The following is a 21,124-nucleotide window of genomic DNA, read 5'->3' on the forward strand; positions in this document are numbered from 1 at the left end:
GCGCCGACTGCATTTTGTCTCTTTTGGAGGGTGGATTAGATGGATTCGATTTTGGCAACGAGGCCTGCGGGCGACATCTACACGAAACAAATTCGCGATTTCCTGGCTTCGAACTTCTACATCGCCGACGTGAAATCTCTGAGCACCACGCAATCGCTGCTCGATCAGGGCATCGTCGACTCTACGGGGGTGCTCGAGGTCATCGGCTTCATCGAAGAGACCTTTGGCATCACTGTCGAGGACAGCGAGCTTCTGCCGGAGAACCTCGATTCCATCCAGGGCATTGCGCAATTCATCGCCCGCAAGCGGGGATGAAGCTCCGATCCGCCAATTTCTCAGGGCTGCGGCTTTGCGTATCCGATCACGACGCGCGCCTCGCCGGCGAGATTGGTGACGACGCCTATATTGTCGTAGGCCCAGCTGCGCTCCAGCAGGCTTGCAACTTGGCGATCCTGGCCGAGGCCGACCTCGAATAGCAGTGCGCCGCCCGGCCGCAGATACCGCGCGGCATCTTTCACCACGCGCATGTGGATGGCGATGCCATAGGGCCCGGCCGCAAAAGCCTCACGCGGCTCGAGCGCAAGCAGATGCGAGCGATCGCCTTCAAGCCGCTTCTCAGAGATGTAGGGCGGATTGCACACCACGACGTCGATCGTGGCTGGGGGCACCAAAGCAGACAGCGCTTCGAACAAATCGCCCTTTAGAACGAACACCCGATCAGCCAGCCCATGGTGTAGGACATTGCGGCTCGCCACCTCGGCACAGGCATCGGTAACATCGCTGGCCCAGACCCGCGCGCTTGGAACATGGCGGGCAATGGCACAAGCGAGATTGCCGGCGCCGCAGCACATGTCGACAACGCGTGGCGCCGGCAGGTTCATTTGGTGCAGGACATCGAGCGCGGTCGAGCCCAACAGCTCCGTCTCCGGTCTCGGAACGAGCGCACCGGAAGCGACAAGCATTTCCATTCCCATGAAGACCGCGCTGCCTCTGCTATAGGCATCCGCGACGTTGATGTCCTCGCTCAAGATTTGTCTCCACGGCGAGATCGAGCGTTCGTCGATTGTGCGGAAGCGATAGCGCTATTGTGCTGCCGCGCTTTCCAGCTCGTTGCTGAATCTGACCTCGATCGTATCTCCTGGCGCCACCTCGGCGTCCTCGTCCGTCGCCTGCTTGCGCCACTGCCCGTCGATCTTGCGGATGATCGTCAGCTGGGCCCGCACGGTCTCGCCGGCGATCGACAAAGGCGCGGCAGTCGCGCCCTGGGGCTGCAATTTCTGACTGGCTGCGCGAAGTCTTGCGCTGATGTCGGCCAGCCGGACCTCGGTGTCGCGCAGTTCGTTCAGCAGGCCGATCCGCCTCTGGTTCTCGTTTCGCTCGAGCTGCCTGGCGAAATCGTCCTGCAGGCGCCGCGTCCGCATGAGCTCGACGGATGTTTCCAGCGCCCGGGTGGACGATAAAAGGACTGCACGCCGGACGTCGGCGAGCCTGTTGTTCGTCAGGTTGCCGGCTTTGAACAGCCTCGTCACCTGCGCAAGGTCCTCCTCGTCGGCCTTCACGCCATCGGCTTCGTCCTGCGCGCGCTTGATCAGTGCTTCGACCTGTGCTGCGGCGTCCCTGGCGCCCTTCTCCACAAAGCTCTGCTCTTGTTGATAGTTGTCCAGCGAGAGCTTCAGCGCTTCCGCTTCTGCCTTCGCTACGCCGGCCGCGAGCGCCGGAGTAAGGGGGGATCCCTGTGGAGGCTGCATGTCGAAACTGGCTTGCTTCTGGAGTTCCGCGCGCAGCCGGGCGCTGTGGAAGTAGTCCCTGGTATATTCCCCCCAGATCATCTCATAGTCGCGCCGCAGATCCGTCGGGTCTGGTCCGACTTGGTTGCTTCGCGACCGCAAGAGGCTGAAGCCGCCGGCCACCGCAATCGCCTGCCGCACGGTCATCAGCGGGCGAAAAGCCTGCTGTCCCGGGGTCAGCACATCGCCGGTCACATAGATCGGACGGTACTCAGCGATGATCGCCGTGACGTCGCTCGGTCTTACAACCGCCATCTGCTCGCGGCCGTCGGCCATGCGCATGTGAAAGATCTTGGTCGGCAAGATCGCCTGCAGGCGCGTTTGCAATTCCGGCGAAGTCAGGCCGCCGACCGATATCGTGCCCGCATCGGGGAGCAGGATCGTGCCATCCATCTGGACCACCGCACGCTGTGTCCGGCCCGGAATGGAGGTTATCCCGATTTCGACAGTATCTCCGGGCGAAATCCGATAAGCAGCCGATAGATCGCCCGCAAAGGCCATGGGCAGGGTGGCCAGCACGGCAACCGCCGTGAGCAAGAAGCGGCTAAGGTTTACCATTGGCGACAAGCTCCTTCGGGTTCTCCTGTTGGGCCCAATCGAGACGGGCGACAAAGTCGTAAACCGGCCCGCCCGGCACGCCCCAGTTGCTTGACCAGATAACCTGCGACCCGTCCGGAGAAGGCGAGGCATGCGTCTCGCTCCAATAGTCGGAGGGAGGATTGCGCGTTTGCACGATGCGCCGAACGGCGCCGCTGCCGTCGATGCGAAGCGCGATCACCTCGCGCGCATAAGGGGCCCATCCCGGATTGGCGGAAACCTGTTCCGGATTGCCGCCATAGCTCAGGAACGCCCAGTCGCTCCTGGCCAGAGCGCGGGTCGATGCGTGCTCCGCCTGGCCATAGGCGGTAAGTGGTGTCACCTTCCCACCGACAGCCTGCGTTTGATTATCTGGAACTTGTCGGGCCCGGACTTGCTGATGCCGACATAGACCTCGTTGCCATCTTCGTCGACCGTCAGATCGCCGTGACCGGGCCGATGATGGTCCGTCCATCTCTGCCGCAAGCTCCCGTCAACGGCGAAAATGGCTCTTTGTTCTGTGCCGTCCATCAGATTTTGGAAACACAGGATATACGCTGCGAGTGGCGAGATGGTGCAGGAACTGGTCGTTCCAGGAACTTGAGCAAGATCGATGTCCGGGAATTTCCCGCGCCGATCCAGATCGTAGGCAAAGACAACCTTCGCGCCATCCTTGCGGACTGCGCGCACCGCGATGCGGCTGCCGTCCCGACTAGGATTGCCCTTCGAGGGGCCGAATTGCAGGTCGCGATACGCTGTGGACGTGAACAGGATTTGTTCCTGGTTCGTCCGCGGTGCCCAGGTCGAAATCGCTCGGTTGTGAACGCAGATCATCAGCTCGGGATTGCGGGGATGCCACTCGCATTCCCCGCCTCTGTTGCGGTGAAACAGCGCCACATAAGTGTGCCCGTCGAGAAAGCACATTCCATTGCAGCCGTTGTCGAGGAGCAGCAACGTCTGGTCAGCATTCCAGGCTTGCGCACTTGAATAACGGTGGCTGCAATATTTGGGCCCGCAGACAACGCCGTTGCCAAGACTTCCGGGCTTGGTGATGCGAACAAGCTGGTGCCGAATGCCGGGTCGGTCGCGGGACGAAGATAGTCGGGCAGATCCATCGCCACCGGCGCCACGAATCCGGTGGACGCGTTGCTTCCCTGACCGCCGGCCGTCCGCAGGTTGAGGAGCGCGGCAGCGCAAACCATGAGCAATGCGGCAGCGACCGGGGTGAGCCTCATGTCATGTAGCCCATCTCTTGACGTACGAGTCCTTCACTGAGGCGTTTGCGCCACCACGCAATGGTTCGGCTCAGGCCTTCGCGCAGACTGGTCTGTGCCTTCCATCCCGTTGCCGTCTCGAGCCGCGACGAATTTGCCAACAGCGCCCGGACCTCGGAATTTTGCGGCCGCAGCCGGCTTTCGTCGCGATGCACCGGCTTGTTCGAACCGCTCAGCTCAAGCACCAGGTCCAGCACGTCCGATATGGTGACCGCGCGCTGGCTTCCGGCATTGTACGCATGCCCGAATTCGAGTTCAGCAGAGCCTGCGGCGAGGAAAGCCGCCGCGGTGTCTTCGACGAAGGTGAGGTCGCGGACCGGGCTGGTATCTCCCACCATGATGGCCGCGCATTTAGGATCGAGGGCCTGCCTGATGATCGTCGGCACGATTGCTCGTTCGCTTTGGCGCGGTCCGAATGTGTTGAATGGACGAAGCACAACGACAGGCACATCGAAGGATCGAGCGTAGGACTCCGCCATCATGTCGGCTCCGATCTTGGAGGCCGAGTATGGCGACTGCCCCTGCAGCGGATGGGATTCACTGATGGGCATGGTCAGGGCGGTGCCGTAAACCTCGCTGGTTGAGGTGTGCACCACGCGCTCGATGTCCCACTGGCGCGCCGCTTCGAGCACATTGAGCGTGCCCATCACGTTCGTCTCTACATAGGATTGAGCGGCGGCGTATGAGTACGGAATGGCGATCAGTGCCGCGAGATGAAAAACGACGGCCTGGCCAGCTACGATCCTGTTCACGAACGCGCTGTCGCGAACGTCGCCGCGGACGAGCTTCAGCTGGTTTCGGATGCCGTCCGGCAGGTCATCCAGCCACCCGTGACTGTCGAACGAATTATAGAGGGCCAAAGCAGTTACGTCCGCGCCGCCGCGAACCAGTGCCTCGGTCAGATGCGACCCGATGAACCCGTCCGCGCCGGTGACCAGAACTCTTTTTCCCTGATAGGTCATGACCACAATCCCCGGACCGCTTTCAAGCATCGCCTGAGCGCGCCGAGGCCATGCCAAGGACAATGAAAACACCGCGAACGACAAGCACCGCGTCGGAGATGATGGTCCGGCGACCATAGTAGGAAAGATCGATCCTGGCTTTTGCCGGAAACAGCACTTCCTTGTAGAACGTGGCCGGCTCGACATCGCGAGGGTAGAAAAGGTCCTCGCGGCGGAACATGATCTGAGCAGGACCGAACAAGCCCGGCTTGTATTGCAAGACAGCTTCGTAGCCGTCCCTGAAACACTCGGCGAAAGGCAGACTCTCAGGGCGCGGGCCGACTAGGGCCATTTCGCCCTTCAGGACGTTCCACAACTGCGGCAGTTCGTCGAACTTGCTGAGAGCTAGAAACCTGCCCACCATCGTCATTCGGTCGTCATTGGCAAGGGTCAGCGCAGGGCCTCCCGCATCGCAACGGGGATCGAATTTTCGGAATTTGTACATGTGGAAAAGCCGTCCGCCGGCACCTATGCGGGGCTGAACAAAGACGACGGGGCGGCCGCCTTCCAGCAGCAGTGCTGCTGCGATCAGGAGCATCAGCGGCGACAGGGCAATGAGCCCTGCGGATGCGGCGATGATATCCATGGCGCGCCTGCCAAGTCCGTGGCGGACCCGTGCCATACCAAGCTGGTGAATGGGGATGTCGAATGCGTTCATGCGGCTGTCCCGGCCCGAGAACCGCTGTCGAGAGCCGACGCCAGCGCATCCACCACTGCCTCCGCGACCGGAGATGTTATCTGGGGATGCAGGGGAATGGTCAGTTCACGGTCGGCGAAAGACTCCGTGCGCGGCAGGTGAACCCCGGGAAAGAGTTCCCGATACAGGGTCATTTGATGCACAGGCGGATAGTGAATTGTGGTCTGTATGCCCTGCGCGCGCAGCTCGTCGATGACGTCTTGCCTGTTGACATAGCGGGGCAAGAGGATCGGCATGATGTGATATGCGGAGGTGCGCGGTTCCGCAAATGGCATCGAGATGGTCGGGCAGCGCATGGCGATAAGACGCCTGTACAGCACGACAAGGATGCGTCTGACCTCATTCCACTCCTGCAAATTGCGAAGCTGAACCAGGCCGATGGCAGCCCGCATCTCATCCATGCGGTAGTTGAAGCCGAGCATGGTCACGTCATATTGCGGTGTGCGGCTGTTCAGTCTCTGGCGCGTTCCAGTGGTCATGCCATGCGCACGCGCCTGGCGAATCTTCTCCCGCAAGTCGGGATCTCGCGTGATGACCACGCCGCCCTCCGCGGTGGTCATGTTCTTATTGCCGTAGAAACTGAACGCCGCTCCGGCACCGAAGGTCCCTACCTCCTTCAAACCAGGGGCGTGTGCGGCGTCCTCGATGATGTAGAGACCCCGCACGCTGGCGAAGGTCTGCCACTCCTCCTTGTTGGCGAGGTAGCCTGCGAAATGGACGAGGATCACAGCTCTGGTGCGCGACGTGCAGCGCGCCTCTGCCTCTGCAACCGACATCAGCGGAACGTCGTCGGATTCAATATCGACAAAGACCGGCTTGGCGCCGACATACAACACTGCGTTCGCGGTCGCCACGAAGGTCAGGGAAGGCACCAGGACCTCGTCACCGGGCCCAATGCCGAGTCCGTAAAGAATGAGGTGAAGGGCGGCAGTGCAGGAACTGACCGCGACGCAATCGTCGGCGCCGTGCACCGCGGCAAATGCCGCTTCAAACGCCCGAACCCGCTCGCCCATGGTCAGCCAGCCGCTGTCGATCACTTTCGACAAGGCGGCCTTCTCTGGAACACCCAGCACGGGTGCGCTAACCAAGAGCATCCCAACCTCCCGGTGATCGTCTGCTTCCGTCTCCACAAGCTGCTTCAGGCTGCTGCGGCGGCGACCTCCATGGACGCCGACTGCTCCTCCCAGGAGACCGCCTGCGCCTTCTGAAAATCTTCGACGCGGCCGATATCCAGCCAGAGCCCTTCATGCTTATAAACGTGCACGACCTGTCCATCTTGAAGCATTTGCAGCATCAGATCGTCGAATCCGAACGGGATGCCAGACGGGATAAAGCGCAGAACATCGGGATTCATGCAGTAGATTCCCATGCTTACCAAATGCGTCAGCGAGGGCTTTTCGCGGAAAACCTGGACAGTGTCGTTGACCTCGTCGATGACGCCGAAGTCCATCTTGGTGACGCGTGAAGCGGTCGCGATTGTAACCAGGTCGCTGTGGGCACGGTGCGCCGCCACAAACCGACTGAGGCTCAAGTCGGTAAGCACGTCGCCGTTGAGGACGAGAAAGGGTTCGTCCAGTTCCTCTCTGATCAAGGAGAGTGGGCCTATAGTCCCAAGCGGTTCCATTTCTTGCGTGTAACGGATCTTGACGTTCCACTGGGAACCATCACCGCAGACGCTGCGGATGAGGTGGCCCAGGTAGCCCGTCGTGACATAGACGTTTTCAATGCCGTTTCGCCGCAGCCATTTCAGCAGCAACTCAAGCACAGGCCGGGCACCGATCGGCATCAAAGGCTTCGGCAGAACCGAGGTGAATGGCCGAAGGCGCATGCCCATTCCACCGCATTGAATAACCGCTTTCATACGATCCTCCCGGCCCATATGGCCGACACAGGCCAATAATCAGGTCAGCGTCCGAAGCTCACGTCCGGCCGCGTTGATTGGCTGTGACCCAAGGGGTCGCTGCACGTGCTCCGGATTGGGCGGAAAATACGCTCCGGCTGCAGACGTGTCGTCGTGCGTTCGAATGGCGCTGTCCTGGGGACGGGCCGGACGGCAAGGCGCGGCCACATCGCTCACGCAGGCACGGATGCAACGGCGTGCTGGCAGGGGACCAAGGTCCGACTTGCATCATGGTAAACGCATAGTAGCCTCTTCGGTCCAGCCAGGTGCATTAGAAGGTCGGAATTCTTGTTGGGTTTCAGCTACCGGACGGGGTGCGCATCTTCACATTCAGAATAGCGTTCTGGATGTTTGCCGTTCGTCCCAGGCCGAAAGTGGTGTGCGTTGGGGTGAAATGTACAAGATCGTCATCGCCGATGATCATGGACTGTACAGGCGTGGCTTACGGTTGGCGTTGACCGCCGCCATCGAAGGCGTCGAAATCTTTGAGGCGACATGTTTCGATGCCGTGGTTGGCCTCCTTGCCGAACACAAGCCCATCAGCCTCGCGATGCTCGATCTCAATATGCCGGGACTCTTCTCGCAGGAAGTGCTTAGCGACGTTTTGGCTGCTTACCCGGACACGCGATTTGCAATTGTTTCGGGCAACGATTCACGATCCGAAATCATAACCGCCCTCTCGGTTGGGCTGCACGGCTACATTGTGAAATCGCAGCCTGACGAGGAAGTCGTGCTGGCCGTGAAGGAGATCCTATCGGGTCGAATCTACGTGCCAGCACTTCTGTCCCGGACCTCTGCAAGCCACGAGCAGGGGCTTGAAATTCCGCACGGGAACAGCACCGGCGCAGGCGCTCTGGGAAAGCTAACATCGCGACAAAAGGATGTTTTGAGGCTGATGGCCGAGGGCTATTCGAATAAGGAGATCGCTCGAGATCTCGATATCGCCGAGGCCACTACGAAGATCCACGCCGCCGCGATCATGCGGGTGCTGGGGGTTCGAAATCGGACCGAGGCGGCAATTTTGATCAAGAACTGGCTGGGAACAATGTGAGCTAAAGCGAGTCGCGCTGAGAACGGATCAGGCGATGCGCTTTGTTGATGCATGTCGTTGTCTCAGAACCGCTGCGCACCTCTGAGCGACCTGCATTAGTCCTGGATCTCATTCGGCGACAGCCGAAGAGAATACCGAAGCCCGTCCTCTCCCATTTCCAATTTCGAAGAATGACCCACAATGGGTGTTCCATCGGTCCCCAGAACCATGGATCCAAAACCTTGGCGCTTGATCGGAGCAGTGGGTCGGCCTCCCGTTTCGATCCAGTCAAATTCAATCTCGTCGCCGGTTCCGCCTGAAACGATGGTCCATCGCACCTTTACCTTGCCCTGCGCGTGGCCGAGCACCCCGTGCTTGATCGAGTTGGTGGCAAGTTCGTGGACGATCATTGCAAAACTCTCGGCCGCTCCGCTTGATATCTTGATCTCGGGGCCCGTGACGGACGTCTTGCCTGCTTGTGAGAAGGGCCGCAGTTCCTGAAGGACGAGCTCTCGAATGGTGGGCGACGCGTCAGCGCTGTCCGTGAGCAGCCTATGCGTCGACTCGAGGGCGCGAATTCGTTCGACGAGCATGTTCTTGAATTCGGCGACGTTGCCATCCGGCGCCTTGATCATCTTCACTATGGCGATAATGACGGCGAACAAGTTGCTGAACCTGTGGCGCTGTTCAAGCATCAGCCGCTCTTGCTTTCTTGCCGCCGCACGCAGCAGTGTCGTTTGCCGGCGCGCCGTCAAATCCGCTGCGATGCCAATCCGCTGATTGCGGCCGCCGTGGCTTTCCTCGCGTCCCCTCAAGGCAATCCAGCGGATCTGGCCGCCTGGTCGCTTGATACGGATCTCCACGTCATAGCTGGCCGCAAAATGACGCTTCCGCGGGGGCGATGCGAGCTTTCCCCAGTCCGCCTGGTGAACGATATCTGACAGCGCGTCCAGGGGACGGAGCGCAGCTGGTGGCAACCCCAAAATCTCCCAGAACTGGCTCGAACCCGAGACGACTTGATCGTCATAGTCTATTCGCCACGTGCCCAGCCGGCCGGCGGACAGCGCGAGGTCGAGCCATTCCTTCTGAGCCACGAGTGCTTCGCGAGCAGATCGCCGGGTGGTGATGTCGTCGACGACCACAAACAGACTGTCCAAGGGAACAGCATCCGGAGCGGACCAAGAAAGCAAGAGCCGGGTCCACAGCGTGCTGCCATCCTTTCTGATCATGCGCATTTCCGAGCTGAAAGAGGGCGTCTCGACGCTCAACCCCGCGAGCGATTTTGTGAACAAGTCGCGATCGTCTTGATGGACAAGCGCATCGATCTGCCGGCCGGCGAGTTCGCCTTCGGGATAGCCCAACATGGCGCAGAGGCTCCTGTTCGACTGCAGCAGTTCACCTGTGTCGTTGGCGGTCGCGAAACCCATGTCGGCTCGCTCAAAAGCCCGACGATAACGTGACTCGGCAGCCTCGACGGCAGCGAGCTTGACGTCGAGCGCCGCACGCAAGCTTCGCCTCGAACGGTCGAAAAGAAAACTGATCATCCCGCCGGAAAGCAAAAGCAGGACGGCGCGTACCCAATCATCGGCCACAGCGTGGCCATTCATGACTCCGCGGGCACCCAACCCGGCGGCCGCCATCACAAGGGTTGCTGCTACCCCCGACCAACGGTTCTCAAGGAAAGCGATGACGACTATTGCCGGAATGAATTCAAGAAAGCCTGGGTCAGCGGCACCTGTCAGGGAAACCCTTACCTCAAAGAGCAGCGTAGCGATCAGAACGGTCAGGGACGCCAGATGAGTTCGCGGCAGGATGGACCTCCTTCGGCAACCCTCATCCAACCTAACTACAACTTCCGGCCTAGCCCGTCGAGCTTAGACCGTCGGGCACGCGACTAGTACGTCTGCTCGCTTTCACACCCCAAAACCTAGGGCTTATAAAATACTGGCAAACAACGTCCCGACTGCGACGTCGAAGCAAAATGACAACGAGGATGGATGATTAATGAACCTGGTCAATCGACTGAACGAACCGAGATTCGTCGCGCGACCTGGCACGATATCGGCAGGGTCGCCGAGAGCCTACGCGCGAGGCTCTGACCGCAAACCCGTGCGGCCGACCCCGGCCAGCAACTGCGAGCGACCGGGCCTCGACTCAATAACCGGCATGCTCGAACGCATGGGCTGTGGCTGGCTTGTGCTGAGCGAGTCGAAAAGGCTGCTCAAATGGAATGCGGCCGCTGAAACCATCCTTGCGGGCTGTGACGATTCTCATGATCCGCCCACCGATCTATCAGCGGCGCTGAGGAGCTTGATAGCTGGCGTGCCTACGCATTTTGTGCCCGGATCGTTGTCTTGGATCGTAATCCGCAACGCTGGAGACCGGCCGGTCATTCTCGACGAAGAAGGCGTGGTCACGCCTGACAGGTCGATTATCCTCGCACTTCTCGATCGTCAGGCGAGAAACGGACCGAACCCACAGACGTTGCAGAAAATGTTTGGATTGACGGGTGCGGAGACGCATCTGGCGTTGCGCCTGGCGAGAGGCGATGCCCCCTTGGAAATTGCCGAGCGGACTCGGCTTAGCCGCACCACCATCCGTACACAGCTTGCATCGCTATTTGCCAAGACGGAGACGAGGCGGCAGGCCGAACTGGTAGCGCTTCTGGGGCGGATCTCGGTGCTGCCGTAGCACCTCAACCCATCCCGACCTCCTGCAGCGCAATTGCGGGCCACCGGCCTTGGCGAGTGCGCGTCAGCGCCTGCGGGTCTGCAACGCGCCGAGTTTCGGGCGTATCCTGAACAGATATTCCAGCATGTACTGGTTTGCGATCCTCATGACTGACGGTCGAAGGATCTGCATTGCGTCTCGCATTGTCGTCCGCCAGGATTGATGTCGGAATCTGGCAGGGATGCGGGCCACCTGCAGCGCACGCAAAAGAGTCTCCGGGGTGGGGAGACCGTTCCTGTCCTCGATAAGATCCCAATTGAGTTCTTTGACCGCAAGAGTGACCTCGTCCACGTCCTCGTAGCTCTTGGTCGTCGTGATGCTCGGATGGCGTGTCGCATCGTAGAAGATCAGGCCTTCATTGATGGCGATCATCTCTCCGTGCCGGGCCAGGTCGACAAAGAACAACTGATCGACGCCCGCCGGGATCGACTTATGGGCACGCATCCGGCATCCGGCCTGAATTACGGCGCTGTTGATCAAGAGCGTCGACGGTATGATGCCCAGGCTCCTTGTCATGCGCACCAGATACAGGTCCGTCAGGCACTGCTGGCTCGAATAGAGCGAAACCCGATCTTGCTCGGGTGGATCCGAGCGCATCACTACCCGGCTCTCCTCAACAACACGCGCCGCGCACGTCATGAAAGCTGCTGAGGGATATCTTATAGAAATTTCGGCAAACCTCTTCAGGGCTCCCGGAGCCAACCAGTCGTCGTCATGCAACAACTTGATCCACTTACCCATGCAGGCAAGCATTGCGTTGTTGGTGTTCTCCACCTGCCCTCTACCCCTATGGTTTTCCAAAATTCGGATGCGGGGGTCCTTTCGCGCGTATTCCTCCAAGATGGGCCAACTCGAGCCCTCGCTTCCTTCGTCGTCGCTGACGACAAGTTCCCAATTGGAAAAATCCTGTCCAACAATACTGTCGATGGTGCGTCGGATGGTGTCTGGCCGGCGAAATGTTGGCACGGCAACCGAGATGAACGGGCGCATTGTCGAAGCATCGGCAGAATGGGCAACATTGTTCACATCGCGGGGACCTAGGCGCCACAGATTTGTCTTCCCTTCATCGTGGGCCACGGACTCCGCGGAGCGCATAGTTCGCTCGGCGCGCGTGTCGCTACTCGATTGGAGCTTCATGGTGCTCTTTCCTTGCGATCGAATATAAGCTCGGCAATGTTGCCCGTGCCGGTTCGGCATCCCGCTTCAGAAGGTACAGCGAGGCTGCAGTCTTGAGGGCAAAGCCGACCGTCCCGCCGGCGGCCATGAGATAGATGACGTCGATAGGCTCCCAACCCGCTTTGGCGCCGGCGAGCAGGGGACCGAAGACGAGCACCATGCGCGCGGCGTCGACGGCGAGTCGCACTTCCTGCCGCCGCAGCAGAGCAGGAACCTCGCTGAGAGGCGTCGACAATGCCTGCACGGCGCCCATGAATGCCAATGCGGTGATGATCTGTGCGGTCGGCATCCAGGCCTGACCCAGGACGGGGACGACGAGGTAAGGGGCTGCCAGCCCAAGCACCAAAATCGGGAATGCGGTAAGGCCAGCAGCAAGAATCAGGAGACCCCGCGCGATGGCAAGCATATGGCCATGATTGCTGTTCTTATTGGCCTCGGCAACAAAGACGTTGCTCAGCGGCGTGGCGATCAGCACGATAGGTCCGGTCACGAGCCGTGCGGCGACGCCGAGGTAACCAGCGAAAGCTGCGCCGAACAAGGAACCGACCAGAATCGCCGGAAGATTGTTGATGGCATAGCTGCCAAGGGTCGCGGGGATATCGAACAATGGGAATTTGTATTCCCTTCTGGCCTTGTCGAAGACGCTGTTCCATGGCGCTCGATAGATGCCGCGCACGTCGCCCCAATTCAGAATGCGAAAGCCTAGGAAGGCGAGAAAGACGAATTGGCTGAGGATATGCGCATGCACCATGGCTTCACCACCGAGACGGGCGAAGCCAAAGGCCAATTGCAGCAGGGCCATGGTTGCCGGCAGGATCAGACGGCCGACGGCGAAATCGCGCAACAGACCCGCACGCAACGCCCAGCAATTCATCGTTTCAACGAGCGCCGCGCCGCTCATCCCGATCGGAACGAGCCAGACCAGGTGCCTCAGTTGGGGAGGCGCAACGCTCAAAAGCAACTGCCCGGTCGCAAAGGTCAGGACGCCGGTGACCAACACAGCCAGCAGAATGAGCTTGACGGTGACATAGGTCTGCCCGGCCTCCTTGACTCCGTAGAGCGAGGGTTCGAAGCGCAGGGCTGCGACCGCGCCGAGTATGTTGACCGCCGAAAGATAGATCGTGAACAGGCCGAAATCTGCCGGAGAATAGAGCCGGGCCAGTATGGGAATGGTGGCGACCAGGATGAGCTGCCCAGTGATCGCCATTGCCGATACGCCACCCGCCGTGCGGATGATCTTGCCGATCGGGCTTGCTGTTACCCGAACACTCCTGGATCTCAGAAAGTCGCTGTGGGACATTGGCTCGCGATTCCGAGAAGCGGCTGACGACGGGACACGGAGCTTACGGTGGGTGCCGGACCTCGCCATCATTCACCTGAATGAGATTGCGCATGCCTGGGCGACCGGCCGCCCCGGCTACGCTATGGTTCACGGGCTCCCCGGCTGACCATCCGCTTCGGAGTCGGGCGCCTCACTGTCGCCGTTGCAAATTCGTCGCCAGACTGCATTTGGCGATGATTGCGCGTTCAACATCCTGGGCGCTTCTTGCAGTGGCCCCTTGAGTGGACGTCTCCACACAAATGAAGTCTCGACCAGACGCAGACAGTATTTCGCTTATCGTGTTGAAGACCCCGAAGGCACGCATGTTGACCTCGAAATCGGCCTCGAAGAGCCGCTCCGCAGGGGGTTCGCGTTCTATTCGTTCGCGCAGACGCGTCGCCACCGTAGCTCGTGGCAACACAACTCTGATTGTCAGATCCGCGACAGGCAAATTGCTCAGCACGGTTTCGAGAGTGGCTTTGTCGGCGTTCCCGTTGAGAAGTGCCAGAGACCCGACGGCCTGAACATAGCCCTCGTCGAAAATTTGAATGTCTTCGATCGTCTCGGCGCGATCCCAAGCGTGCGACAGCTTCAATATATGCTGCCATATTCGGGCTCGCCAGATCGGCTTCTTCGGTGGGATTGCCTTGAGCAGCAACAGCGATTTCGACAGGTCCTCGCCGCCGTTTCGTGGGAAGAAAATGATTTTGGCCGTGGAAACCGTCGCCGACACGATCCTTGCCACAGACAGGAAAACGCCGAGGTCGAGGGTTCCGGACCTTACCCCCGGTCGGTAGCTGCGGACGACTTCTGCGCAGTATCCGTCCTCGCGCAATCGCCTTGCAAGGGCGTGGGCGAAGGTTGTCTTGCCCGAACCGGGCGGTCCGAAGAGCTCGACGATCAAGGTTCAAACTCGATCATGGCGGGTCGCCGCAACGCTCAGGGCAACTTCGCGAATAACAAATCCGCGCTGTCGCCGAATTGATACTTGGCATGCCGCTTGAGATTGACCCCCGTAAGGACACTGCCGGTGGGAACCGAAATCGCCCCGTCCCTTTGAAGCAGGTCCAAAACCGCGCGTGCGGTATTGCGCGGGGTCCTGCTCCAGCGAATGGCAAACAGGATCGCATCCGCCCAATTCGTGAGGAACCTGGCTTCCGGTCCCGCAAGTCCGGGCGGGCCGTTTATGATGACCAGTCCGTACGCAGCCTGCAATTCGTCTCTGCATTCAAGGCTGTCGGCGCGCGCAAGAAGCCTAAGCAGATCCTCGGACGGAGCAACGGTCATCAGGTCGACGCCAGCTTCAGGCATAGTAGCAACTGCATCCTCGAGACTGCAGCGGTTGCTGATGAAGTCGCCGAACGACCGGAGCGCTTTTGGCCCGCTGCGCTGGTGGAGGAATTCTTGGGTAAGTTGATGATGCGCACGTTCCAGATCGATCAGAAGGACAGGGCCGCCCAGCCGTGTGGCGGCTAATGCCAAGCTCCATGCAAGTTCATTCGCACCGTCTTCGCGCAGGCTCGAGGTGACAAAGATGGTATGTGGGGAACGCGTCCTGGCTTGATTTGGCGCAGCCGCGACCAATAGTGACGTCACCGCCCGGCTGTAGGCGGATCTAGACTCCCCCAAGACCAATTCCCGCAGCTGCTTCATGTGCATCTTGCCGGGATCTGGAATTAGGCCAATGCAAGGGATTCTAAGCGCTGCTTCGGTCTCAACCTCACCACGCAGGGTACGATTGAAGCGGTTTCGAACCAGCACGAAGACCGCACCAAGAATGGCGAACGCAACCATCCCCGGCGGCACCAGGAAAATCGGCGGCAAGGTCTGCGGTTTGGCCGGCGGCCATGCTGGCGAAAGGATGGAGACGCCAGCTGAGGGAGCTCCGATGCGCCTTATCAGATCCTGCTGGCGGCTCAGCAACTCGTTGTATCGCTGCGTGAGAAGGCTGACCTGGGGCTCGAGCGCGCGCAGCCCGGAGAGCCGGGTAGCGGTGTCGGCTGCGACCGCATCGAGAACATTCTTGCGATCTTCCAGGGCGCCAACCTGAGCCCGATAGGTGTTCACCTCCGCCTCAACGCGCGCAACGCCTTGCTCGATCTCATTGGCGATGGCGGTGCTTAGATCCTTGTCCGCCGGCGCGCTGGCCTGACGAACCGCAAGGTCGGCCAACTCCGGCGTGCCCAGGGCATCGGCGAGCGAGCCGACCGGAGCGTTCTCCTTGCGAAGATCATGGATGTGTTGAAGGCGCGATTCCATCGCCGCCAGATCGGCCTTGGACATGGATATTTGCTGGCTGAGATCGGCTCTTTCCCTGGCCGCGCTATCAGCCGAGCCTTGATCGACGGCGCCATGGCTCAGCCGGTATTTTTCCAACCGATCGGTCGCCGCAACGAGGTCGGTCTGCACGCGGGGCAGATTGGCGACGACTGCGTCGAGCTCCAGCCTGTCCTCGGCCTGCCGCTTTTTCGCGAGCTCGTCGACATAGACCTGGGCAAAAGTATTGGCCACCGTGGCGGCTCGCACCGGATCTTCATCCGCAAAAGCGACGGAGATGATCCTCGATCGCAGTTCCTGCCCAATCCTTGTCCTGTTCCTGAGCAGCTTCAGGTCGGAATCGACCGCCGCTTGCGCGCTTTGCGGCCAAAGCCGCTCGAGAATCCCCGCTGCAAATGCGCTTTTTGGTGCAGGGCCCGGGCCGGGCCTGGAAATCCCGGTTTTGGACGCGCCCTGCCCCGGCGTGCTGCCTTCCACCTTATGAAGCGCTGTCGCGACACGGCGCAGATGGCCCTGCGACGAGAGCATGGTGATGTGATCGTCGATGCTGGAATCGATGAGATCCTGTGCAGAAGAGCCGCCGGGTGCAAGCGAACTGCGTGCAGGCGGATCGATTATCAATTGGCTGGTAGCCTCAAACATCACGGGACGAACGAGGCCCACAAGTGCCGCGAGGACCCCTCCAACAACGGCAAAGGCAAGGATTGACCATTTTCTTCTCCCCAACGCCACTGCAAGCTGGCTCGATGCAGCTTGCGTGTCGGCGCGTTCACGTCGCGGCCGTATCCGCTCCCTGTTTTCAAGAAGCGGGGGCGTTGGTTGAGCGGCGGCTCGTGGGAGTCTAATGCGGCTGATGGCTGAACCTGCCATTTCATACTCCTGCCATGTCGAGGGTGCGAGATGGATCAATCGGGACCTTTTCCCGCCTGGCTTCGTTCAGCCAGGCTTGAAACATGAACGCCGACCACAATTCGCGAGAGCGATCCTGGCCTCGCATGTGATCGAGCCAGCAATCTTGCACCCTGGTGCTATCCAGCACGTTCTCGCCGTCGCGCCGCATGTCTGCGAGAAGATCGGTCGCCCAGTTGCGCAGCGGTCCCCTCAGCCAAGCGGCGACGGGCACGTCGAACCCCTGCTTCGGCCGGTCGATCAACCGGTCCGGAAGATAGCGGCGCAGCAGATTGCGAAGAATCCACTTGCCGCTGCCGTTGCGCACCTTCGCTTCCGAAGGAAGGCGCCAGGCGAACTCCACAACCCGGTGGTCCAGCAGTGGACAACGCCCTTCAAGGCCGTTGGCCATGGTCGCCCGATCCAGCTTTACCAATATGTCGCCGGGCAGATAGCCGGCCATGTCGTCGTAGAGAAGTCGCGACAGCAGCCCGTCGAGTTTCGGTGCGCTGTCGATCGACCCGGACTGACTGTGGCGAGTGAGGCGCGCAGCCGGTGGTGTCACCAACCGCCGATACAATTCATCCTCATGCCTTGCGGTAAGCAAGCCGGCGAGACGATCGAGCCGGTCGCTGCGCAGCATATGGCGCACATTTGCCGCAAGCGGCAGACCGCGCAGGAAATCCTCGCGCGCCACACGGGCCAGCAAGCTTAGTCCCGACGCCATGGTTCGCCGCACCATCAGGGGAAGGCTTTGTTGGCGCTTCAACCGGTTCGCCATAAAGTGGCGGCCATAGCCGGCGAAGCACTCGTCTCCGCCGTCGCCCGACAGGGCGACCGTGACGTGTTGGCGGGCGAGCCGCGCCACCAGCAAAGTTGGAATTTGGGATTCGTCGGCGAACGGCTCGTCCCATATCCGCGGCAGCTCGGGAATGACCTCGCGCGCCGCATCTGGCGAAAGGTGAAGCTCGGTATGATCGGTACCGAGATGTCGTGCCACCTCGGCCGCATAGGGAGCCTCGTCAAAGCCTCCCTCCGCAAAAGCGATAGTGAACGTGCGAACCGCGCTTCTGGATTGCGCCTGCATCAGGGCTACGACGGTGGAGCTGTCGATCCCGCCCGACAGAAAGCCGCCCAACGGCACGTCGGCGACCATCCGTTCGCGAACCGCCAGCCGAAGCAGCTCGTCAAGCTCATCAGTCAATTCGTCGTCGCTGCCGAGGATCGGCCGTTCGAGGCCTTTCGCGGCCACTTCGGCCAGCGACCACCAGTGATCGACACGCTGGCAGAGCGAGACCGCACTGCCCGCCTCGGCAAGATCCGTGGATCTGACCGAGAGCAGCGAACCGGGTGGCAGCTTGAACACGCCTCGCCAGATGCATTTGTGATCGGGCACCCATCCTTTCGAGAGCATGGACCCCGCGGCATCAAGGTCGAGTTCTGGGCAGAAGAGCGGAAAGCGACTGATTGCCTTGAGTTCCGAAGCAAAGACCAGGGCATGCCCGGCGAGAGCGACGTAGAGCGGCTTTTTGCCCATTCGATCCCGGGCTAGGTGAAGCGTTCTGGTCTTCAGGTCCCACAACGCAAACGCAAACATGCCGGCAAAGCGCTTGAGCGCCGCTTCGAGACCCCAGGTCTCGATCGCAACCAGCATCACTTCAGTGTCGCCGGTGCTGTGAAACTGGTGCCCCGCAGCTTCGAGCTCGCGCCGCAGGTCACGGAAATTGTAGATCTCACCGTTGAAGGAGATCACATACCGATCGCTGGCGGAACGCATTGGCTGCCGCCCTGCCCCAGACAAGTCCACGATCGCCAGCCGACGGTGGCCCAGCGCAATCCCCGCGTCGCGATCTGTCCAGAGTCCCTCGCCGTCAGGCCCGCGGTGGCGAAGTGACCGCGTCATCTCCCCTATCGCCTCGAGCGACTTCGGATCCCTACAGGCGGCGACGAGGATTCCAGCAATCCCACACATCACGCAATCCTTGCATGCTGGAGCCCGTGGCGGAGTTCCTGGCGCATTCCTGCAACCAGGCAGAAAGTCAGCGCGAACCAGACGATCGGGTGGCGGATGATCAGATGCGGCATGCTGAAGACCACCACCGAAGCGAGAAGCACCGACAGCGCGTCGAAGCGGCTGCGCCAGGCCGACATGGCTGCTGATCCGACGATCCAGACCAAGGCGAGGACCGCCACCAGCCCACCCTGAAGGTAAAGATCAAGAATGGTGTTGTGAGCTTCGAACGGTCGCTCCAGGAACTGCCTGTCCGCCACCGGCGGACGCTCCAGGTGCGGACCGGGGCCAAGGCCAAGCGAACCGGATTGCAGTCCCTTCTCGATTGCCTCGTTCCATAGAAAGACCCGAAGTTCGAATGTCTCTGCCGTCGCTTCGCCGCCTCCGTCCTTGGTGAGGCTCTTGGCGAAGCTTGCGACGCTGCTCTCCTCGGTGACAGCATATGGCGCCGCCGCCAACGCGAGAGGAGCGGCGCCGATCATCAGCAAAAGCGCGATTTGCCGAGCAAGGCTGGGCCTGTTGCCATTGGATGCGAACCATGCCCTCGATCGCAGACCCAGAAATACGAGACCGCTCAGAATGGTCGTGTAGAGATATGTATCGCTTTTGGTCAGCCGTCCGACATAGATGATGGGGATCAGGCTGGAGAGCGCCAGGAACTGAGCCCATCGATTTCTGCTGGTCGCTGCCAAATGCAGTGCCAATGGACCGAAGACGGCACAATAGAGCGCGAGTTGGTTCGGGTTCTCGGACCAGCCGCGGAAACGATCCCAATACCACGGATCGACTCCGGGCTGATGGATTCCGCCAAAGGCCAGTCCAACTTGGATCGCAAAGGCACAGACGGCGATTGCGACCATCCACCAGGCGCTACGCCGCAGATGGAACTCGGCATTGGGCTCCAATACCGCGAGGCAGGTGAAGCTCGCCAATAGCCCATAGGCCATGGCGTCGTGCGACAGCCCGGTGAGATAGAGCACGGTGGTGAAATAGCCCACTACCGTGCCGATCGCCAAAGTCAGCGACAGGAGAAGCCAAAAACCCGCCAGTTGCAGAGAGGCCGCCGTCACTTCGATGCGGCCTCCCGCCAGGATTCGGCCGATCGAAAGCATGATCCAGATCGCGAGGAAAAATTCGCCGTACCCCAATGGCAGACCCGGAACGGATATCTGCGAAGCGAAGGAGAGGGCAACGCCCGCGGCGAGCAATGCATCGCGTATCATCGTCGCGCCTCGTCCAACCGTCGGTTCGCGATGCGCTTCGCCATGGCGGTGTGAGCAAGACCGCCTCCTGGCCGAGCCGTTAGGACATGCCTGTAAAGCTCGCAATACTGGTCGACGATCCCTGGAAGGGCAAAACGCTCCCTCACAACCGCAGCGGAACGGCTGCCCATGGTCCTCGCAAGGGGACGATCGGCGAGAAGGCCGACTATGCGATTTGCGAGAGCGTCCGGGTCGCGCGGCGCAACCAGATAACCGTTCCAACCATCTTCGACGACATCACTGCAGCCGGGCATGCTGGAGGCGACGATCGGCAATTGCGCCAGTCCGGCTTCCAGCAACACACGCGGGATTCCCTCGCGATATTCGGTCGGAAAGGCGAATATGTCGGCCATGCCCAGGAGCGCAGGAACGTCCTGGCGTTTCCCCAGCACGATCACATTGGAACCATGTCGTTGCAGCTCGGCTTCTTCGACCGCAAATGGTCCTTCGGATTGCCACGGGCCGATGAGGACAAACCGGGCATTTGGCCTTTTGGCCAGAACCTTCGGCACCGCCTTGAGGAGCGTCGGTATGCCCTTTTGACGGGTCAGCCGGCCGACAAACATGACGATTTCAGCCGATTGAAGCCCTAATTCTTCGCGCATCTGCGCCGTCGGCGGCGCAAGGCGTCTCGCAGCGGTGAAGCTGCCAACATCGACGCCGGACCCACCGATGAGGCGCGCGTCGCCATGTCCGAGCAGCCTGTATCGTTGAAAGAATGCCTGATCGTCCCGGTTCTGGAAAACGGTCGCGGCCGTCCAGAAGGATACCAGCCATTGCAGCCCGCAGAAGATCGGCCGCAGCGCCAGGGCGCGCGGGGCAGGAGAAGAGAAGGTCCAGCCCAATCCGTTGATCGTGCGGATGACCGGTACTTGCCCTCGCACCGCGAGTGGGGTCAAAAGGTTCGGCTTGGTATCGAAACTCTGCACGATGTCCGGGCGCAACTCCGCCAGCAGTCTGCGAAGGGTCCTGACCGTGCCTGCTTTGCCGCTGCCGGTCGCGAAGCGGTCAAAGCCATAGCTCCGATGCGCAATGTCGTGGCGCAGGAATGGGGCCTCGTCGCCACTGGAGACGGCCGTGACCTGAAAGCCTCTGTCGCGCAGTTCTTCAAGAAAGGGAATTCTTAGGGCGTGGTCCTCACCTCCGACGCAGACCAGGTGCGGCCTCATTTTGCCGCTCCCAAGAACGTGCGGT

19 protein-coding genes are annotated in these 21,124 nt (G+C 60.7%); 3 read left to right on the forward strand and 16 right to left on the reverse strand.

Annotated elements, in window-relative coordinates; translation table 11 throughout:
- The first annotated feature begins 39 nt into the window (after positions 1–39).
- A complete protein-coding gene (locus EJ074_RS11945; RefSeq protein WP_176478413.1) occupies positions 40–315 on the forward strand; it encodes an acyl carrier protein in 276 nt (91 codons plus the stop codon).
- A gap of 20 nt (positions 316–335) precedes the next feature.
- Here EJ074_RS11945 and EJ074_RS11950 read toward each other — a convergent pair whose 3' ends face one another.
- The 8 genes from EJ074_RS11950 to EJ074_RS11980 all read right to left on the reverse strand — a co-directional run bounded on the left by EJ074_RS11950 (position 336) and on the right by EJ074_RS11980 (position 7,196).
- A complete protein-coding gene (locus tag EJ074_RS11950) occupies positions 336–1,028 on the reverse strand; it encodes a HemK/PrmC family methyltransferase (protein WP_129553444.1) in 693 nt (230 codons plus the stop codon).
- A gap of 54 nt (positions 1,029–1,082) precedes the next feature.
- Positions 1,083–2,306 carry a polysaccharide biosynthesis/export family protein gene (locus EJ074_RS11955; RefSeq protein WP_245454846.1) on the reverse strand — a complete coding sequence of 408 codons (1,224 nt, stop codon included), beginning with the start codon at positions 2,304–2,306 and terminating at the stop codon, positions 1,083–1,085.
- Between the two features lie 25 nt (positions 2,307–2,331).
- A complete protein-coding gene (locus EJ074_RS30740; RefSeq protein ID WP_348627009.1) occupies positions 2,332–2,706 on the reverse strand; it encodes a hypothetical protein in 375 nt (124 codons plus the stop codon).
- Positions 2,703–3,317: a hypothetical protein gene (locus EJ074_RS30745; RefSeq protein ID WP_348627010.1), complete on the reverse strand. Its 615-nt coding sequence runs from the start codon at positions 3,315–3,317 to the stop codon at positions 2,703–2,705. The genes EJ074_RS30740 and EJ074_RS30745 overlap by 4 nt, the downstream gene beginning before the upstream one ends.
- 277 nt (positions 3,318–3,594) lie before the next feature.
- Positions 3,595–4,599 (reverse strand): SDR family NAD(P)-dependent oxidoreductase, encoded by a 1,005-nt coding sequence (locus EJ074_RS11965; RefSeq protein WP_095807895.1) that lies wholly within the window; start codon positions 4,597–4,599, stop codon positions 3,595–3,597.
- A 22-nt stretch (positions 4,600–4,621) separates the two neighbouring features.
- Positions 4,622–5,296: a sugar transferase gene (locus tag EJ074_RS11970; RefSeq protein ID WP_129553445.1), complete on the reverse strand. Its 675-nt coding sequence runs from the start codon at positions 5,294–5,296 to the stop codon at positions 4,622–4,624.
- Positions 5,293–6,429 carry a DegT/DnrJ/EryC1/StrS aminotransferase family protein gene (locus EJ074_RS11975; RefSeq protein ID WP_095807858.1) on the reverse strand — a complete coding sequence of 379 codons (1,137 nt, stop codon included), beginning with the start codon at positions 6,427–6,429 and terminating at the stop codon, positions 5,293–5,295. The genes EJ074_RS11970 and EJ074_RS11975 overlap by 4 nt, the downstream gene beginning before the upstream one ends.
- Positions 6,430–6,473: 44 nt before the next feature.
- Entirely contained in the window at positions 6,474–7,196 is a 723-nt protein-coding gene (locus EJ074_RS11980) for a sugar phosphate nucleotidyltransferase (protein WP_129553446.1), read from the reverse strand.
- A gap of 433 nt (positions 7,197–7,629) precedes the next feature.
- Here EJ074_RS11980 and EJ074_RS11985 point away from each other — a divergent pair, with 433 nt between their 5' ends.
- Positions 7,630–8,286, forward strand: coding sequence for a response regulator transcription factor (locus EJ074_RS11985; RefSeq protein ID WP_129553447.1), 657 nt, complete (start codon positions 7,630–7,632; stop codon positions 8,284–8,286).
- 95 nt (positions 8,287–8,381) lie between these two features.
- Here the strand turns inward: EJ074_RS11985 and EJ074_RS11990 are convergent, their stop codons facing one another.
- Complete coding sequence (locus EJ074_RS11990) at positions 8,382–10,106, reverse strand: PAS domain S-box protein (RefSeq protein WP_129553448.1); 1,725 nt, start codon at positions 10,104–10,106, stop codon at positions 8,382–8,384.
- 325 nt (positions 10,107–10,431) lie between these two features.
- Between EJ074_RS11990 and EJ074_RS11995 the strand changes: the two genes are divergently transcribed.
- Positions 10,432–10,956, forward strand: coding sequence for a helix-turn-helix transcriptional regulator (locus tag EJ074_RS11995; RefSeq protein ID WP_245454847.1), 525 nt, complete (start codon positions 10,432–10,434; stop codon positions 10,954–10,956).
- A gap of 63 nt (positions 10,957–11,019) precedes the next feature.
- On the opposite strand, the gene EJ074_RS12000 is transcribed toward EJ074_RS11995, so the two are convergent.
- The 7 genes from EJ074_RS12000 to EJ074_RS12030 form a co-directional block, all read right to left on the reverse strand.
- Complete coding sequence (locus EJ074_RS12000) at positions 11,020–12,132, reverse strand: glycosyltransferase family 2 protein (RefSeq protein ID WP_245454848.1); 1,113 nt, start codon at positions 12,130–12,132, stop codon at positions 11,020–11,022.
- Positions 12,113–13,471, reverse strand: a complete 1,359-nt coding sequence (locus tag EJ074_RS12005) for a lipopolysaccharide biosynthesis protein (protein WP_129553450.1) — start codon at positions 13,469–13,471, stop codon at positions 12,113–12,115. The genes EJ074_RS12000 and EJ074_RS12005 overlap by 20 nt, the downstream gene beginning before the upstream one ends.
- A 172-nt stretch (positions 13,472–13,643) precedes the next feature.
- Positions 13,644–14,396, reverse strand: coding sequence for an AAA family ATPase (locus EJ074_RS12010; RefSeq protein ID WP_129553451.1), 753 nt, complete (start codon positions 14,394–14,396; stop codon positions 13,644–13,646).
- A 35-nt stretch (positions 14,397–14,431) separates the two neighbouring features.
- Positions 14,432–16,639: an exopolysaccharide transport family protein gene (locus EJ074_RS12015; protein ID WP_129553452.1), complete on the reverse strand. Its 2,208-nt coding sequence runs from the start codon at positions 16,637–16,639 to the stop codon at positions 14,432–14,434.
- Position 16,640: 1 nt separating this feature from the next.
- Entirely contained in the window at positions 16,641–18,629 is a 1,989-nt protein-coding gene (gene asnB, locus EJ074_RS12020; RefSeq protein ID WP_129553453.1) for an asparagine synthase (glutamine-hydrolyzing), read from the reverse strand.
- Entirely contained in the window at positions 18,629–19,891 is a 1,263-nt protein-coding gene (locus EJ074_RS12025; RefSeq protein ID WP_129553454.1) for an O-antigen ligase family protein, read from the reverse strand. The genes asnB and EJ074_RS12025 overlap by 1 nt, the downstream gene beginning before the upstream one ends.
- The gene (locus EJ074_RS12030; protein ID WP_129553455.1) at positions 19,888–21,099 is read right to left on the reverse strand and encodes a glycosyltransferase family 4 protein; all 1,212 of its coding nucleotides are present in this window, start codon (positions 21,097–21,099) and stop codon (positions 19,888–19,890) included. The genes EJ074_RS12025 and EJ074_RS12030 overlap by 4 nt, the downstream gene beginning before the upstream one ends.
- Positions 21,100–21,124: the final 25 nt, after the last annotated feature.

The sequence above is a fragment of the Mesorhizobium sp. M3A.F.Ca.ET.080.04.2.1 genome, assembly GCF_003952525.1.
Classification (GTDB): domain Bacteria; phylum Pseudomonadota; class Alphaproteobacteria; order Rhizobiales; family Rhizobiaceae; genus Mesorhizobium.